The 16,967-nt window shown below is 69.8% G+C and carries 16 protein-coding genes; 9 read left to right on the top strand and 7 right to left on the bottom strand.

The window, feature by feature from the left end; all coding sequences use genetic code 11:
* Positions 1–141: 141 nt before the first annotated feature.
* On the bottom strand, positions 142–2,082 hold the full coding sequence (locus tag AC1DGC_RS08695; protein ID WP_394161362.1) for a DEAD/DEAH box helicase: 1,941 nt from the start codon (positions 2,080–2,082) through the stop codon (positions 142–144).
* A gap of 267 nt (positions 2,083–2,349) precedes the next feature.
* Here AC1DGC_RS08695 and AC1DGC_RS08690 point away from each other — a divergent pair, with 267 nt between their 5' ends.
* Positions 2,350–2,580 carry an RNA-binding S4 domain-containing protein gene (locus tag AC1DGC_RS08690; protein ID WP_259203995.1) on the top strand — a complete coding sequence of 77 codons (231 nt, stop codon included), beginning with the start codon at positions 2,350–2,352 and terminating at the stop codon, positions 2,578–2,580.
* 6 nt (positions 2,581–2,586) lie between these two features.
* On the opposite strand, the gene ubiM is transcribed toward AC1DGC_RS08690, so the two are convergent.
* From ubiM to AC1DGC_RS08670, 4 genes are all read right to left on the bottom strand, one after another.
* A complete protein-coding gene (gene ubiM, locus AC1DGC_RS08685) occupies positions 2,587–3,807 on the bottom strand; it encodes a 5-demethoxyubiquinol-8 5-hydroxylase UbiM (RefSeq protein ID WP_259203993.1) in 1,221 nt (406 codons plus the stop codon).
* Positions 3,808–3,905: 98 nt separating this feature from the next.
* Entirely contained in the window at positions 3,906–4,295 is a 390-nt protein-coding gene (locus AC1DGC_RS08680; RefSeq protein WP_259203991.1) for an MAPEG family protein, read from the bottom strand.
* A gap of 10 nt (positions 4,296–4,305) precedes the next feature.
* Complete coding sequence (locus AC1DGC_RS08675; RefSeq protein WP_449334839.1) at positions 4,306–4,845, bottom strand: DUF4019 domain-containing protein; 540 nt, start codon at positions 4,843–4,845, stop codon at positions 4,306–4,308.
* Positions 4,846–4,902: 57 nt separating this feature from the next.
* Positions 4,903–6,048 (bottom strand): COG3904 family protein, encoded by a 1,146-nt coding sequence (locus tag AC1DGC_RS08670; RefSeq protein WP_478047673.1) that lies wholly within the window; start codon positions 6,046–6,048, stop codon positions 4,903–4,905.
* Positions 6,049–6,217: 169 nt separating this feature from the next.
* On the opposite strand from AC1DGC_RS08670, the gene AC1DGC_RS08665 reads away from it, so the two are divergent.
* From AC1DGC_RS08665 to AC1DGC_RS08655, 3 genes are read left to right on the top strand one after another with little or no spacing between them, the layout of a single operon-like run.
* A complete protein-coding gene (locus AC1DGC_RS08665; protein WP_478047672.1) occupies positions 6,218–7,684 on the top strand; it encodes an AlkA N-terminal domain-containing protein in 1,467 nt (488 codons plus the stop codon).
* The gene (locus tag AC1DGC_RS08660) at positions 7,681–8,172 is read left to right on the top strand and encodes a methylated-DNA--[protein]-cysteine S-methyltransferase (protein ID WP_259203987.1); all 492 of its coding nucleotides are present in this window, start codon (positions 7,681–7,683) and stop codon (positions 8,170–8,172) included. Before AC1DGC_RS08665 ends, AC1DGC_RS08660 begins: the two co-directional genes overlap by 4 nt.
* Before the next feature lie 58 nt (positions 8,173–8,230).
* The gene (locus AC1DGC_RS08655) at positions 8,231–9,484 is read left to right on the top strand and encodes an alkaline phosphatase family protein (protein WP_478047671.1); all 1,254 of its coding nucleotides are present in this window, start codon (positions 8,231–8,233) and stop codon (positions 9,482–9,484) included.
* A 121-nt stretch (positions 9,485–9,605) separates the two neighbouring features.
* On the opposite strand, the gene AC1DGC_RS08650 is transcribed toward AC1DGC_RS08655, so the two are convergent.
* Together AC1DGC_RS08650 and AC1DGC_RS08645 are read right to left on the bottom strand one after the other, a co-directional pair.
* On the bottom strand, positions 9,606–9,788 hold the full coding sequence (locus tag AC1DGC_RS08650) for a 30S ribosomal protein THX (RefSeq protein WP_068850363.1): 183 nt from the start codon (positions 9,786–9,788) through the stop codon (positions 9,606–9,608).
* 108 nt (positions 9,789–9,896) lie between these two features.
* Positions 9,897–10,310, bottom strand: coding sequence for a MerC domain-containing protein (locus AC1DGC_RS08645; RefSeq protein WP_259203982.1), 414 nt, complete (start codon positions 10,308–10,310; stop codon positions 9,897–9,899).
* 168 nt (positions 10,311–10,478) lie between these two features.
* Here AC1DGC_RS08645 and AC1DGC_RS08640 point away from each other — a divergent pair, with 168 nt between their 5' ends.
* From AC1DGC_RS08640 to AC1DGC_RS08620, 5 genes are all read left to right on the top strand, one after another.
* Positions 10,479–12,668: a TonB-dependent receptor gene (locus AC1DGC_RS08640; RefSeq protein ID WP_478047670.1), complete on the top strand. Its 2,190-nt coding sequence runs from the start codon at positions 10,479–10,481 to the stop codon at positions 12,666–12,668.
* Between the two features lie 279 nt (positions 12,669–12,947).
* Entirely contained in the window at positions 12,948–13,382 is a 435-nt protein-coding gene (locus AC1DGC_RS08635) for a MarR family winged helix-turn-helix transcriptional regulator (protein WP_478047669.1), read from the top strand.
* Entirely contained in the window at positions 13,379–14,617 is a 1,239-nt protein-coding gene (locus tag AC1DGC_RS08630; RefSeq protein ID WP_449334828.1) for an MFS transporter, read from the top strand. Before AC1DGC_RS08635 ends, AC1DGC_RS08630 begins: the two co-directional genes overlap by 4 nt.
* A gap of 99 nt (positions 14,618–14,716) precedes the next feature.
* The gene (locus AC1DGC_RS08625) at positions 14,717–15,283 is read left to right on the top strand and encodes a TetR/AcrR family transcriptional regulator (RefSeq protein WP_259203977.1); all 567 of its coding nucleotides are present in this window, start codon (positions 14,717–14,719) and stop codon (positions 15,281–15,283) included.
* A complete protein-coding gene (locus AC1DGC_RS08620; RefSeq protein ID WP_478047804.1) occupies positions 15,280–16,965 on the top strand; it encodes an MFS transporter in 1,686 nt (561 codons plus the stop codon). The genes AC1DGC_RS08625 and AC1DGC_RS08620 overlap by 4 nt, the downstream gene beginning before the upstream one ends.
* The last annotated feature ends 2 nt before the right edge of the window (positions 16,966–16,967 follow it).

The following is a 16,967-nucleotide window of genomic DNA, read 5'->3' as shown; positions in this document are numbered from 1 at the left end:
GATAGCACGTCCCTGTCGCAGAGCGGTCAGGCTAGATCGGGCAATGTTGACGCCGTGCGAAACCCGGCGGCCAGGGCCCGGCCGGTCCCGGAAACGACAACGCCAGCCCGGAGGCTGGCGTTGCAGGGACCGCGGGAGCGATCAGCCGTTGCGCGGACCGCGCGGCTTGAAGCCGTCACGACGCGGCGGACGGTCGTTGCCGCCCGGGCCGCTGCGCGGGCCACCCGGACCGCGCGGCTTGCCACCGAACTTCGGCTTGAAGGCCGGGCGCGGCGACGGGGTCAGGTCTTCACCCGGCTCCACCTTGCGCATCTGAAGCTGCTGGCCGGAGACCCACACCTTCTTCAGGTGGGTCAGCAGGTCCTGCGGCATTTCCGCCGGCAGGTCCAGCACCGAGAAGTCGTCGTGGATGTCGATGCGGCCGATGAACCGGCTTTCCAGCCCGGCTTCGTTGGCGATCGCGCCGACGATGTTGCCCGGCTTCACGCCGTGCACGTGGCCCACTTCGATGCGGAAGGTTTCCATGCCCGGCTCGGCGGCACCGCGCGGGGCGATGTCACGGCGCGGGGCGCGTTCGAAACCGCCGTCGGTGTTGCCGAAGTCGCCTTCCGGACGCGGCGGACGCGGGCCACGGTCGTCTTCACGACGCGGGCCACGCTCGAAGCGCGGTTCGAAACGGGCCGGGCGCTCGCCACGGTCGTTGCTGCGCTCGTTGCGCTGGTGCGGCGCACGCTCTTCACGGGCGCCACGCACCGGCGGGGTCAGCAGGAACGGCGAATCGCCCTGCAGCAGCTTGGCCAGCGCGGCGGCAATCTCGATCGCCGGCACGTTCTTTTCGCCTTCCAGGCGCTGCAGCAGGTCGCGGTAGAACTCGGTGCCACCGGCATCGAGCGCGTCGCTGATGCGGCTCATGAACTTGCTGATGCGGGTGTCGTTGACCGCGTCCACGCTCGGCAGCTGCATCTCTTCGATCGGCTGGCGGGTGGCGCGCTCGATCGCACGCAGCATGCCCTTCTCGCGCGGGGTGGCGAACAGGATCGCGTCACCGGTGCGGCCGGCACGACCGGTACGGCCGATGCGGTGCACGTAGCTTTCGGTGTCGTACGGGATGTCGTAGTTCAGCACGTGGCTGATGCGCTCCACGTCCAGGCCACGGGCGGCCACGTCGGTGGCCACCAGGATGTCCAGCTTGCCTTCCTTGAGCATGCCGATGGTGCGCTCGCGCTGGGCCTGCTGCATGTCGCCGTTGATGGCGGCCGCGGCCAGGCCACGGGCCTGCAGCTTCTCGGCGAGCTCTTCGGTGGCCGCCTTGGTGCGCGAGAAGATGATCATCGCGTCGAACGGTTCCACTTCCAGGATGCGGGTCAGCGCGTCCAGCTTGTGCATGCCACTCACCCACCAGTAGCGCTGGCGGATGTTGGCCGAGGTCGTCGTCTTGCTGACGATGGTGACTTCGGCCGGGTTCTTCAGGTAGGTCTGCGCGATCCGGCGGATCTGCGACGGCATGGTGGCCGAGAACAGGGCCACCTGGCGGGTCTCCGGCAGCTTCTTCAGCACGGCCTCGACGTCGTCGATGAAGCCCATGCGCAGCATTTCATCGGCTTCGTCCAGCACCAGCGTCTTCAGCTCGGACAGGTCCAGGGTGCCGCGGTCCAGGTGGTCGATGACCCGGCCCGGGGTGCCCACGATGACGTGCACGCCACGGCGCAGGGCCTGCAGCTGCTGGCCGTAGGGCTGGCCGCCGTACACCGGCAGCACGCGGAAACCGGGGATGCCCGAGGAATAGGTCTGGAACGCCTCGGCGACCTGGATGGCCAGTTCGCGGGTGGGCGCCAGCACCAGCACCTGCGGCTTGGTCTGGTTGAAATCGAGGTTGGACAGCACCGGCAGCGCGAAGGCCGCGGTCTTGCCGGTGCCGGTCTGCGCCTGGCCCAGGACGTCGCGGCCTTCCAGCATGGCCGGGATGGTGGCCGCCTGGATCGGGGACGGCGTTTCATAGCCGACGGTGGCGACGGCCTGCATCACAGCGTCGGACAGGCCGAGGTCTGCGAACAGCAGCGGCGCGGAGGTTTCTTGGGACATGGGGAACTCCAAAGCACTGCCGATTAAAGGGGGCAGTGAGATAAAAAAGGGGATGGTCCGCGCTTTGGGCGCCCTTTCTTATCGCGTGCCCTGGCGCTGCTCGGTCGGAGGAGAATTCACTCGCTCAGGGCGCGATGATACCGCATCGTTCCTGAACAACGTGTACAGATTCCCGCCGGGATGCCGTTTCTGGCGCGTGCTGACGCACAATACGCGCCCTCTTCCGGCCCGGGCCCCCTCCGCGCCCCTTCCCAGGATACCCGCTCCATGCAGACCCTCGAATTTGAACTGGACAGCGACTACGTCGAGCTCAAGCAGTTGCTCAAGCTGGCCGACCTGGTCACCAGTGGCGGCGAGGCCAAGACGGTGATCGCCGATGGCCAGGTCCTGGTCGACGGCGAGGTCGAACTGCGCAAGGCCTGCAAGATCCGCGGCGGCCAGGTGGTGCAGTTCGCCGACACCACCATCAACGTCATCGCCGATACCGACGCCCCCTGAGCCGGGTCAGGCCCGCGCCTCGCGCTGGGTGAGGTGGGCGGCAATCAGCTGGCGGAACGGGGCCACCCCGTGCGCCAGGCGCAGCCCGGCCTTGCGCAGCACCCGTGCCGGCAGGCGGTCATCGGTGTACAGCGTGGCGATCGCATTGGTCGCCTCGTACAGCGGCCGCGAGGCCAGCCGGTGGCCGCGCTCGTAGGCGGCCAGCCCGGCCGGCGCGGCGATGTCGCCACCGCGCGCCGCCGCCCGGGCCAGCACCGTGGCCAACCGGTGCTGGCCGAGCAGGCCCAGGTTGAACCCATGCGCGGTCACCGGATGCATGCCCACCGCGGCATCGCCGATCAACGCGCAGCGATCACCCACGAACGCATTGGCATACACCGCCACCAGCGGATAAGCCGACGGGCGTGCGAGCGGCCGCATGGCGCCCAGCCGGTGCTCGAAGAACGTGGTGATGCTGCGCCCGAACGCGCCCTCGTCCTGCGCCATCAGCGCCTCGATCTGACGTGGCGGCAGGGTGATCACCGCCGAGGCCTGCGCGCCATTGAGCGGCAGCAGGGCCATCGTGCGCCCATAGCCGAACCACTCCCAGGCGGTGTGCTGGTGCGGCACCTCGATCTGCATCCGGCACACCAGCATCGACTTGCCGAAGTCGCGCAGGCGCGCGCCGATCCCCAGCATGCGCCGGGTACTGGAGAACCGGCTGTCGGCCGCCACCACCAGCCGCGCAGCCAGACGGCGGCCATCGGCCAGCGTCACCACGCTGCGTTGGGCGCCGGCCACCACGCTGGCCACCCGCGCCTCGTCCAGCACCTGCAGGCCGGGCTGGCCCTGCACGCTGGCCCAGGCCGCGCGCCGGATGAGGTGGTTGGGCACCAGCCAGCCCAGGTCACCGCCGGTGCGCTGCGTATCGGCGAAGGTGAGCGCGAACGGTGAGCCGCCGTCGAGCACCTTGGCATCGCGTAGCGGGGAAATCTCGGCCGGGTCCAGCCGCGCCCAGATGCCCAGCGTGTCCAGGATCTGCCGCGAGGCATGGGTCAGCGCGATCTCGCGGCCATCGGCGGCAGCCTCCGCCAGCGCCGCGCGCGGCTGCTGCTCGACCAGGGCGACGCTCAGGCCACTGCCGGCCAGCGAGCGGGCAAAACACAGCCCGGTCGGCCCAGCCCCGACCACCACCACGTCCACCGTCTGTTCCGTCATGCACTGCGCCTGCGCGCGTCCGTCCGACATGTCCCATCCTGCGGTTGCTCGTCCGGACCAGCTTAACGCCGCTGCCCGCGCCGCTGCCTTGATCTGGATCAGCAGGGTCGGCGTCGGTTCACCGCCGCCTAGCGCAGCGACCAGGCCAGCAGCACGATGCCGACCAGCGAGGCCAGCCATACCAGGCTGCGCACGTACGGCACGCCGGCGGCATACAGCGGCAGGTAGACCACGCGCGCCCAGAAATACAGCTGCGCGGCCAGCGCGGTCAGCCCGTCCTGGCGCTGGGTCAGCACCACCGCCAGGACCGCGGCGGCGAAGAACGGGAAGGTCTCCATGAAGTTGGCCTGGGCCCGCTGCAGGCGCCCGGTCAACGGCCGCACGGGCGGATTCTGGCCGTCGCGTGCCGAGGCGTTCCACTGCAGGCCGCGCTCGCGGGTGACCGCCGTGGAGGCGGCGAACAGATGCACCAGGCCCAGCACGATCGACCACACCAGCATCTGGATCTCGATACCCATGGCGGTTTCCTCAGGGAGTGGCGGCGCGCACGCTGTAGCCGGCCAGGCGCCAGACGCGGTCTTCATCCAGGCGGAAGGAGACCAGCTCGCGCACCGGCTGGGCGCTGTTGGCGAACCGGGTGGGGAAGCTGACGTTGATGTACAGCCCCTCGGGCACGGTCGCGCCCGGCGCGTACTTGACCCGGGTCACCACCGGCTGGCCACGCGCGGCCAGCGCGCCCAGGCGCTTGCGGTCGGCGCTGATCTGGGTGACGAACGCCTGCTCGGTGACCGACTTGCGGGCCACGGCCGAGGCGCCCTTCCATGCCTCGGCGGCGCGGTTGCCATCCACCAGCTGTGCCACCTGCAGGGCCGCCGCACTCATCTCGGCGTCCTGCTTGTGCACCTGCGCCTGCTGCGCCGGGGTCAATGCCGGGCGTGCCGCCGGCGCGGGCGCCGCGGACGGTGCCGGGCGCGCCGGTGCCGGTGCCGGGGTGGCAGGCGGCGGGGTCTGGGCCTGGGCGACGGCGGCAAGCAGGAACGAGGACAGCAGCAGCGGAACACGCATCAGGGACACCGTTGGCTGGAAATAACCGCCCCAGTCTACGGGAACCCCGTGAGTGGTCCGTCAGTTGCGCTCGGCGGCGTCCGGCGGCGGCTGACCGGCGTCGCTGGCGGTCCGCTCCACCGGCGGCTCGCGCGACGGCGGCGCCTGCGACGGCAGCAGCGTGGTCACGTCGATCTCCGACAGCGGGCTCTCGTCGGGGCAGCTCGCATCGGGGAAACCGTAGCGCTGCTTGAGCGTCTGCCCGCAGCTGTTGACCGCTTCCAGTTCGCTGCCGTCGCGCTTGCATTCCTGGTCGAAGGCAACCAGGAATGCATCCTTGCGCCGCACGAAATCATCGCCGCATTTGCGCATCTGCTTGATCCGCTCCAGATCGTCCTGCACCGCATTGGTGCCGTCCAGGCCGAACTGGCGCAGCTCCTCGCTGCTGAGCAGGCGCAGGCTGCGGTTGGGCACGGTCATCATCAGGTCGGCCACGCCCACCGCCACGCCATTGCGCTGCAGGTAGTCCTTGACGTTGTCGTAGACCTCGTGGAGCTCGCGGTTGAGTTCGGCGCGCGAGGTCGCCTTGGAGCTGATCCGCATCATCCGATGGATCCCGACCTTGCCGGCGACCAGCCGGTTGTCGCCGGCCGCCAGCACGAACACGCAGGCGCTGTGGCAGACCGAACCCTCACGGATCCAGATGGTCCAGTTGGATTCGCCGATGCGGTCGCCGGCCACGATCGCCGCTTCGACCTGCCCGCCACTGGAGTCCAGGTCGAGGATGCGCTTGGAGATGCGCTGCGCGTCGGCCACCATCGCCAGCCGCGCGACCAGTTCGGAAAAACCGGGATTGATCTTGCCCACGTAGCGCACGCGCACCAGGCCGCGGTCGGCGCAGGGCGCCAGCGCCGCATCGATGCTCGCCCGATCCAGTCGTTCCAGCGCGAGGCCGTCGCCGGCCTCACCGGCGTAATCGGTATCGCAGCTCACCCAGGCCTTGCCGTTCTCCAGCGCCGCCTCCGGCCACCCCTGGTCGCCGCGCTTGGGCGGCGCGGGCACCGGCGCCGGGGCATCGGCGGCGTTGATCGACACCATGTGGTCGCCGTCGGCGGCCTGCGCGCGCACCGCCTTGTCGGCGGCGGTGACATTGCCCGGATTTTCCAGCTGGCTGCAGCCGGCCAACCCCAGGCACAACAGCGGCAACCACCACGACTTGAGCGACATGAACAACCCGGTACCCGTACAGAGGAGCGTGCGCAGCGGCACGTGTGCCCACAGTCTAGTGTGCCCGGCCAGCCCGGCGGCAACCTGCCCTGAACCACGCGGTCGCGGCAGCGCATTGATGTCCGAATATGGCGAGCCTGGCCTGCGCCCCGGGCATAGACTGGCCGCCATGGAGACCGCCCTGCCCCTGGACTACGCCGCCTGCGAAAGCGCCCGCCTGGCCCGTGATGCGCGCTTTGACGGCGTGTTCTTCACCGCCGTGCGCAGCACCGGCATCTACTGCCGGCCGGTCTGCCCCGCACCGCCACCGAAGCCGCGCAACGTCGATTACTACCCCACTGCGGCCGCAGCCGCGGCCGCCGGGTTCCGGCCTTGCCTGCGCTGCCGCCCGGAACTGGCACCGGAGGCGCAGGATGCGCTCAGCAGTGAAACCCTGCAGCGCGCCCTCGCGCTCATCCACGACAGTTTCCTGCAGGATGCGCCGGTGGCCGAGCTGGCCGCGCGGCTGGGGGTGAGCGCGCGCCAGCTGCAACGCCTGTTCGTCGCCCGGCTCGGCGCCGCGCCGGCGCAGATCCACGCCACCCGCCGGTTGTTGCTGGCCAAGCAGCTGCTCACCGAGACCGCGCTGCCGATCACCGACGTGGCGCTGGCCTCGGGCTACAACAGCCTGCGTCGCTTCAACGCCGCCTTCGTCGACGGCTGCGGCATGCCGCCCACCGCGATCCGTCGGCAGCGCGGCACTCTCGACGCCGGCGCGTTGACCCTGCGCCTGGGCTACCGGCCACCGCTGGACTTCGCGGCGATGCTCGACTTCCTGCGCCGCCGCTCGATCCCGGGCATCGAGTGCATCGGGCCGGACAGCTACCAGCGCGTGATCGGGCCGCCCGAGCGCCCCAGCGTGATCCGGGTCAGCGCCGACCCGAAGCGATCCGAACTGCTGCTGCAGCTCGGCCAGGTCGACCCGCGCGCCATTCCCGGCATCGTGCGCCGGGTGCGCCGGATCTTCGATCTCGATGCCGACCTGCGCATCGTCCACGCCACGCTGGGCAAGGACCCGCTGCTGGCGCGTGGCATCGCGCAACGCCCCGGCCTGCGCGTGCCCGGCGGCTGGGATGGCTTCGAAGTGGCGGTGCGTGCGGTGCTGGGCCAACAGGTCAGCGTTGCGGCGGCCACCACGCTGGCGCGCCGCGTGGTCGATCGCTTCGGCGGCGCCCTGGACGGCATGCCGGCGGGCCTGGACCGCCAGTTCCCCACCCCGCAGGCACTGGCCGATGCGCCGCTGGAAAGCATCGGCCTGCCCCGCACCCGCGCGGCCACGGTGCGCGCAGTGGCGGCCGCCGTGGTCGATGGGCGCTTGGATTTCAGTGCCGGCCAACGCCTGGAAACCTTCGTCGCACGCTGCGTGGCGCTGCCCGGCATCGGGCCGTGGACCGCCCACTACATGGCGCTGCGCGCGCTGGCGCTGCCCGATGCCTTCCCCGCCGGTGACCTGGTACTGCAGCAGGTGCTCGGCGGCGACACGCGGCTGAGCGAGCGGGCCACCGAAGCGCGGTCGCACGCGTGGCGGCCGTGGCGTGCCTATGCAGTGCTGCACCTGTGGTACCTGTCCGCCCCCTCTCCTGGAGACCGCCCGTGACCCTGCTCTACGACACCTTCGACAGCCCGATCGGGCCCCTCACCGTGGCCGGCGACAGCCAGGGCATCCACCACATCCTGTTCGAGAACAACCGCTACGACGCCAAGGGTCGCGAACACTGGCAGCGCGATGCGCATGCGCTGCGCGATGCGCGCGGCCAGTTGCTGGCGTACCTGGCCGGGCAACGCCAGCGTTTCGAACTGCCGCTCGCCCCGCACGGCACCGACTTCCAGCTGCGCGTGTGGAAGGCACTGGCCGACATCCCGTTCGGGCACACCTGGAGCTATGTCGACCTGGCCCGCCATATCGGCCATCCCACCGCGAGCCGCGCCGTCGGCGCCGCCAACGGGCGCAACCCGCTGCCGATCGTGCTGCCCTGCCACCGCGTGATCGGCAGCAGCGGTGCGCTCACCGGCTTCGGCGGCGGGCTGCCGACCAAGGCCGCGCTGCTGCAACTGGAAGCGCGGCGGGAATCGCTGTTCGCCTGAGCGCACGCCTGCCATGCGGTGTCTTCGCCGCGTCACCGCCGCGAACTATCATGGCCGGATGATTTCCGTCCGCCTTTCGCTGGCGCTCGCCGCCGCCCTCGCGCTGACCAGTTGTGCCAGCGTTCCCCCCACCCCGCCGCGTGATCCCGGCGCGCCCGTTGCCGCGGCCGCCGCGCCAACCCTGTTGCTGGTCTCCATCGACGGTCTGCGCGCGGACATGCTCGATCGCGGCATCACGCCCAACCTCTCTCGCATCATCGATGGCGGCGTGCGCGCGCGCTGGATGACGCCGTCGTACCCGTCGCTGACCTTTCCCAACCACTACACGCTGGTGACCGGCCTGCGTCCGGACCACCACGGCATCATCCACAACAGCATGCAGGCCGAGGAGCTGGGCACGTTCCGGCTGAGCAAGCGCGAAGCGGTGACCGACCCGCGCTGGTGGGGCGGCGAACCGATCTGGGTGGGGGCGGAGAAGGCCGGCGTGCGCACGGCCACCTGGTCCTGGCCAGGGAGCGAGGCGGCGATCCAGGGCGTGCGCCCAAGTGCGTGGCGCGTGTACGACGCGAGCGTGCCGCTGGACGACCGCGTGGACCAGGTGCTGGCCTGGGTCGGGCGCAGCGACGCGCAGGCACCGCGCCTGGTCACCCTGTACATGGAACAGGTGGACCATGCCGGCCACGACCACGGCCCGGATTCGCCCGCGTACGCCGCGGCCGTCGTCGAGGTGGATGCGGCCGTGGGGCGGCTGCTGGACGGCCTGCAGGCCCGCGGGCTGGAGGCGCGGACCAACGTGATCGTGATGTCCGACCACGGCATGGCCACTGTCGCCGAAGGCCACACCATCGCCGTCGAGGACATGGTCGATCCGTCGATCGCCAAGGACGTGTCGGTGGGGCAGTCGATCGGTTTCGCGCCGTTGCCGGGCAAGCGCCGCGAGGCGGAGAAGACCCTGCTCGGCGCGCATGCGCAGTACGATTGCTGGACCCGGCAGACCCTGCCGGCACGCTGGCACTACGGCAGCAACCCGCGCATTCCGCCGATCATCTGCCAGATGCACGAGGGCTGGAACGCGCTGAGCCGCGCCAGTATCGCCAAGCGCACGCCCGGCAATCGCGGTTCGCACGGCTACGACAACGCGCTGCCGTCGATGCGTGCGGTATTCATTGCACGCGGTCCGTCGTTCAAGCAGGGCCAGACGTTGCCGGGGTTCGACAACGTGGATGTCTATCCGCTGCTGACCCGCCTGCTCGGCATCCCCGCTGCGCCCAACGACGGCGACCCGCAGACCCTGCTGCCGGCGCTGCGTTGATCGCGCACGAGGCGCCGCGACTGCGCTGGGGGCCGTGATCCGGACCTTGATCCGGCCCTGGAAAAACGGCAAAAAAAAACGCGGCGCAAGCGCCGCGTTTTCTTCGACCCGCGAGGCGGGATCAACCGGCCTTGGCGACAGCCTTCTTGGCAACGGCCTTCTTTGCCGGTGCCTTGGCAACGGTCTTCTTGGCGACCGGCGCAGCTGCGCCCACGGCCACCTTGCTCACCGCGTGCGAGCGCGAATTGCCGTAGCTGGCGTTGTAGCGCTTGCCCTTGGCGGTCTTGCGGTCACCCTTACCCATGTCGTCAACTCCTTAGTCTGAAATCTGATAACCCCGTACTGACACGGGTTCGGCGGGGCCGCCCTCTCAGGCGCCCCCGCGCACGATCTGAAAGCCTACCACAGCGCCTCAATGCGCACAGCTGGCGTCATGGATGTGGCCGTGGTTCAGGCGCAGGTTCACCAGGTGGGCCACGCCCACCAGCACGCCGCCGAGCGTCATCACCACCGCATGCGGCACGGCTGAATGGTGCAGCGGGTCGTACAGCAGCCCGGCCCACAACGCGACCAGACCGGGCACCAGGAAGCCCAGCGCGCGCAGCGCGCCGTGGCGCCGATAGCCCCAGACCAGGCTGAACAGCCCCAGCAGGGTCACGAAGCTGACCAGCGCCAGTTCCACGCCGTCGCCCAACCAGACCGACAGGCCCAGCGATGGCGCCGCGGCCAGCAGGACCGGCAGCAGGGCGCAGTGCACCGCGCACAGCAGCGAACCGGTGGCACCGAAGCGATCCAGCAGATGACGGACTCGAGCGAACAGGGGCATGACTTCCAGCAGGGTCGGCGAAGCGTTATGGAATAATATAACATCAATCCCGCGCGCACTCCCGCACTCCGCTCCTCCCCCCTGTACCCCCGTGTTCAGCCCCACCCGATCGGATTCGCGCGCCCCACCATTGATACATTGTAACAATTGACGACGGACCCTCTGCCCATGCGTTCTTCCCGCTCCCTCCAGCCCCACGCCCTGTCCCTGGCACTCGCCGCCGCGCTTCTTCCTTCGCTGGCGCTGGCCGCCGACGACGCGGACGGCACCCGCGACCACCACCTGACCGAGCTGTCCGCGGTGAAAGTCACCGCCTCGCCGCTGCAGGGCGATGCCGAATCGCTGGCGCGCCCGGTCGACGTGCTTGCCGGCGAACGCCTGGACGAGCAGAAGGCGGGCACCCTGGGCGACACCGTGGCCAAGCTGCCCGGCGTGCAGAGCACCTTCTTCGGCCCCGGCGTCGGCCGGCCGATCATCCGCGGCCAGGAAGGCCCGCGCGTGGCCGTGCTGTCCAACGGCATGGGCAACATGGACGCCTCGACCGTGAGCGCCGACCACGCCACCAGCATCGAGCCGTTCCTGGCCGACCAGATCGAAGTACTGAAGGGGCCGGCCACGCTGCTGTTCGGCAGCGGCGCGATCGGCGGCGCGGTCAACGTGGTCGATGGCCGCATCGCACGCGAACTGCCCGACCGACCGCTCAGCGGCCGCGCCGAACTGCGCGGCAATTCGGTCAACGACGAGCGCAGCGGCATGTTCCGCTTGGATGGCGTCAACGGCAACTGGGTGCTGCATGTGGACGGCCTGGTGCGCAATGGCGATGACTACCGCATCCCCGGTTATGCGGTGATCGATGGCCTGGAAGACCACAGCGGCCACGACCATGAGGAAGGCGACACCGATGAACCGCGTCGCGGCCGCCTGGACAACAGTTCCGTGCGCACCCGCGCCGGCGGCGTCGGCGCCACCTGGCTCGGCGAAGGCGGCTACTTCGGTGCGTCGGCCAGCACCTACCGCACCAACTACGGCATCCCCAACGGCGCGCACGTGCATGCCGACGACGACCATGACCACGATCATGACCATGGCGACGAAGAGGAAGAAGGCGACGAGCACGACGTGCGCATCGACATGGTGCAGAACCGCTTCGAAGCCAAGGGCGGCATCTACAACCCGACCTCGTTCCTGAAGAACATCAACCTGCGTACCGCCTACACCGACTACGAGCACGTGGAACTGGAGGCGGGCACGCCGTCCACGCGCTTCACCAACCGCGGCATCGAAGGCCGCCTGGAAGCGGTGCAGCAGCAGATCGGCGGCTGGGACGGCGCGTTCGGCCTGCAGTTCGGCAACGGCGATTTCGGCGCCAGGGGCGAGGAAGCCTTCGTGCCGGATACCAGTACAAAGAACATCGGCCTGTTCGTGCTGCAGGAAAAGCAGTTCGGGCCGTTCAAGCTGGAACTCGGCGGCCGCCACGACCAGGTCAAGCTGGACCCGACCGGCGACTACCGTGCGCGGACGTTCGATGCCACCAACCTGTCCGCGGCCGGCATCTGGACGCTCAACGACGCCGTGGACCTGCGCTTCGGCGTGGACGGCTCCGAGCGCGCACCGACCAACGAGGAGCTGTACGCGGCCGGCGCGCACATCGCCACCCGTTCGCTGGAGATCGGCGACGCCGACCTGAAGACCGAACGCGGCCAGCGCGTGGAACTGGGCATCCACACGCACAGCGACCGCGTGGAATTCTCCGCCTCGATCTACCAGACCACGTTCAAGAACTTCATCTACCTGGCCGACACCGGCGTGGTCGAATCGCTGCCGGTACGCCTGTGGACCCAGCAGGACGCCACTTTCAAGGGCGCCGAGGCCGAAGCGGTGTTCCACCTGTTTGAAGGCGTGGCCGGCGACTGGGACCTGCGCGTGTTCGGTGACTACGTCAAGGCCGAACTGGACGGCAGTGGCAGCCGCAACGTGGACATCGCCGTACCGCACGGCGACCACAACCACAACTACACCGTGGAACTGGCCAACACCGGCTACCTGCCGCGCATCTCCCCGGCCCGTGTCGGTGCCGACCTGCGCTGGTCCCGGGACGGGTGGCGCGCGTCGGTGGGCGCGGTGCGCTACAGCAGCCAGAAGGACGTGGCCCAGAACGAGGACCCGAGCAACGGCTACACGCTGGTGGACGCACACCTCGCCTACCGCTGGGACCGCTCGGACAGCAACAGCTACGAGGTGTTCCTGGACGGCAACAACCTGACCAACCAGGAAGTGCGCCCGCACACCTCGCTGCTGCGCGACTACTCCCCGCTGCCGGGCCGTGGCGTCGCCTTCGGCATCCGCGCCTTCTTCTGATGTTCTCTCCACCACTGGGGTAGTCGCATCACCCCCGGGGGGCCGAAAGGCCCCCTTTTTTTGGGTCCCTCCATGCTTGGCGGGAGCGCCTCCAATCGGATCTGTCGCGCCGCAAGCCGAGCCCCGTGGCGGCCGGCAGGCCCCTGGGCAAAACAAAGGGGCGGGAACACCGGCTTTTTCTGTGGGCCATGGTGGCCCAGCGCCCGGCCCACCGACGCTGCCTTGACCACTTGCGTGCATATACACGTATGATCGGCCATCCCATCCGGCCAGCCCGCCATGGACCCGCTCAGCGCCAGCCCCTGCACCTGCTTCCGCCTGCGCCGTGCCTCGCGCCAGCTCTCGCAGCTCTACGACGCCCACCTCGCGCCGGCGGGGCTCAGCCTCAACGCCTATTCCATCCTTCGCCGCGCCCCACGGCCACGCCAGCTCGGTGAACTTGCCGATGCACTCGGCATGGACCGCACCACCCTTACCCGCAACCTCAAGCCCCTGCTCGCCGCCGGATGGCTGGAGGCCACGCGTGGCGACGATGCGCGCCAACGCCTGATTGCCATCACGCCTGCCGGCAAGGCCGTGCTGCGCCGGGCACGCCCGTTGTGGCGGCGCGCGCAGGACGCCGTGGAGGCCACCTTCGGCCCTGCCCCCACCGCACGCCTCAACGCCCTCCTCGACCAGCTCGACCACGCCCTCCCCGCCGGAGAACCCGCATGAGCGCCCTGCCCGCCGCACCGCCCGCCCCGCGCATGCATTGGGGCCTGCTCGTCGCCGCCTCCGCCATCCTCATGGTCACCATGGGCGTGCGCCAGACCTCCGGCCTGTACCTGGACCCCATCCACCGCAGCACCGGCGTCAGCATCGTCGAGATCAGCTTCGCCCTGGCCATCGGTCAGTTCGTCTGGGGCGCGGTGCAGCCGGTGTTCGGTGCCGTGGCCGACCAGCGCGGCGCGCTTCCCGTCCTGCTGTTCGGCGGCGTCCTGCTGGCCGTCGGGCTGCTGCTCGCGCCTTACCTCACCAGCCCGCTCGGCCTCAGCGCCAGTCTCGGCCTGCTGATGGCCGCAGGCGCCGGTGCCGGCAGTTTCTCGGTGCTGATCGGCGCCACCGCCCACCGCCTGCCCGCCGAGAAGCGTTCCTTCGCCGCTGGGCTGATCAACGCCGGTGGCTCGCTCGGCCAGTTCGTGTTCGCCCCGCTGGTGCAATGGATCATCAGCAGCGCCGGCTGGGCACGCGCCATGTCCACCATGGCCGCCATCACCCTGCTCTCGTTGCCGCTGGCCTGGCCGCTGCGGCGTCAGGCCGGCGATCACGCCGCGGGCGCGCAGGCCGGCGATGACGGTGGGCTGCGGGCGCAGCTGCGCGCGGCCCTGCGCGATCGCAGCTACTGGTGCCTGCACCTGGGCTTCTTCACCTGCGGCCTGCATATCGCCTTCCTGGTCACCCACCTGCCCGGCGAAATCGCGCTGTGCAACCTCTCCCCCACCGTCGCCTCCACCTCGATCGCGCTGATCGGCCTGTTCAACATCGCCGGCAGCCTCATCGTCGGCGCGCTTGGCCAGCGCTACCGCATGAAGTACCTGCTGTTCTGGATGTACGCCAGCCGCGCGCTCATGATCGGCGTCTACCTCGTCGCACCGCCCACTCCGCTCACCTTCTACGTGTTCTCCGCCGCGCTCGGGTTCACCTGGCTGGCCACCGTGCCGCCCACCGCCGGCCTGGTCGGCAAGCTGTTCGGCCCGCGCTACCTCGGCACGCTGTTCGGCCTCACCCTGCTCTCGCACCAGCTTGGTGGCTTCTTCGGCGCCTGGCTGGGCGGGGTGGCGCTGGCGCAGTCGGGCAACTACCTGTGGATGTGGTACGCCGACATCGCGCTGGCCGCCATCGCCGCACTGGTCAACCTGCCCATCCGCGAGGCGCGTTACAGCTGCCATGGGGTCGCGGCCCGCGGTTGATTTCACCGCGCGTTGATGTTCCCCAGCCGCCGCCGACCGACGGCCCATGCGGACGCGCACGGCACTTTCCTCACGGACATGATTGTCCGATCATGTCCTATGACTTCCCAACGTGCCGATGCGGCAGCCCGCCGCGCTCTCATCCTGGACGCCGCCGATGCGGTGTTTGGCCAACATGGCGTCACCGCCCCGCTCGACCTGGTGGTCGAACGCGCACAGGTTGGCCGCGCCACGCTGTACCGCAATTTCCCGGATCGCACGGCACTGGTGGAAGCGCTGTTGCAACGCACCGTGGCCCGCATCCAGCGGCAGGTGACCGCCCTGGGCGAACGCGACGACGCGCTGTTCGAGGTGCTGGAGGGCATGGCCGCCCGCATCGTGCAGTCGCCGGCGCTGTCGGACTACTGGCGCGCGGTGGACCCGGACGACCCGGCCATCAAGGCCGCCCGGCAGACCATCTGGGCCCTGCTGGACGCCCCGATCCAGCGCGCGATCAGCGCCGGCCTGTGCCGTCCGGACCTGCAGGCGACGGATGTTTCACTGATCTCGGGCATGCTGGGAGCCGCGTTGCGTGGCAAGTCCCGGGAAGAGCGCGCCAAGCTGGTGGCACGCGCCCTGCAGTTGCTGCGTAGTGGATTGCAGGGACCCATCCGCCCGGAGGACTGATGCCGCAGTACCTCAAACCCATCCCGGACTGGGAAGAGCACGAGAAACCGACCCTGCCCGGTTCGGCGTCGATGCCGTGGCATCCGCCGCATCGGCGCGTGGCGTATGCGCTGGTGGCGTTGCTGGTGGGCATCACCGGCGGCCTCGGCAACGCGCTGGTCACGGCCAACCTGCCCTTCATGCAGGGCCAGCTCGGGCTCACCCCGGCGCAGGGCAGCTGGCTGGTGGCCGCCTATGCGATGGTCAACGTCACCGCCAACCTGCTGGCCTTCAAGTTCCGCCAGCAGTACGGCATCCGCCTGTTCGCCGAGATCGGGCTGGGCCTGTATGCCGCGCTGGCGGTGCTGCACCTGTTCGTCGGCAGCTACGAAACCACGCTGCTGACCCGCGCGGCCAGTGGTTTCGCCGGCGCGGCCTGCAGCACGCTGGGCACGCTGTACATGCTGCAGTCGTTGCCCCGCCGCTACACCGGCAACCTGCTGGTGATCGGCGTGGGCATCTCGCAGCTGGCGGTGCCGCTCGCCTGGCTGGTGTCCCCGGGTCTGGTGGACACCGGCCAATGGCACAACCTGTACCTGTTCGAGGCCGGCCTGGCGCTGTGCGCCTTCGCGGCGGTGGTGCTGCTGAAGCTGCCGCCAGGGGTGCAGATCAAGGCCTTCGAGCCGCTGGACTTCCTCACCTTTGCGCTGCTCGCCCCGGCCGTGGCCTTGCTGGTGATCGTGCTCGCACAGGGCTACGTGCGCTGGTGGCTGGACACGCCCTGGCTGGGCTGGGCGCTGGTGGCCTCCATCGCGCTGGCCACCACCGCCTTCGTGATCGAACACTACCGGCGCAACCCGCTGTTGCAGACGCGCTGGCTGGCGAGCCTGCCGGTGCTGCACTTCATCGTGGGTGCGTTCCTGATCCGCTTCCTGACCACCGAACAGTCCTATGGCGTGGTCGGGCTGATGCGCCAGCTCGGCATGGGGCCGGACCAGATGCGGCCGCTGTTCGGCGTGGTGCTGGCCGGCGTGGTCACCGGCATCGCCGCTGCCTCGCTCACCTTCGGGCCGAAGCGGATCATCGCGCAGCTGCTGATGGCCATCCTGCTGCTGGGCAGCGCGGCGCTGCTTGACCAGCACCGCACCAGCCTGGACCGCCCGCACGATTTCTACGCCAGCCAGTTCCTCGCCTCGGTCGGCGCGGGCATGTTCATGGGGCCGCTGATCATGCTCGGCATCACCCAGGCCCTGAAGCAGGGCGTGGACCACATGATCACGTTCCTGGTCACGCTGTCGATCACCCAGACACTGGGCGGGCTGGCCGGTTCGGCCGTGCTGGGCACCTACCAGCTGCATCGCGAGCAGGTCTATTCCAGCGCCCTGGTCAGCCAGCTCGACCCCGCCGACGGCGTGGTGGCACAGCGCCTGAAGCAACAGCAGCAACTGTACGCCGGGCTGCTCACCGACCCGGTCCAGCGCAGCGCACAAGGCACCGCGCAGCTGGCGCTCACCACCCGCCGCGAGGCCAACGTGCGCGCCTTCAATGACGTGTTCAGCCTGAGCGGCACCGTCGCGCTGGCCTTCCTGGGCTGGCTGCTGCTGCTCTCGGTGCGCACCGCCGTGCGCAAGCAGTGGCGCAAGCGCCATCCGCCCACGTCCTCCCTTCCTGCCACGGCGCCGTCCACCGCGCCGCCCCGATGAGC

The sequence above is a fragment of the Stenotrophomonas sp. 05N37 genome (assembly GCF_056397365.1).
This window is presented reverse-complemented; position numbering and strand designations above follow the sequence as displayed.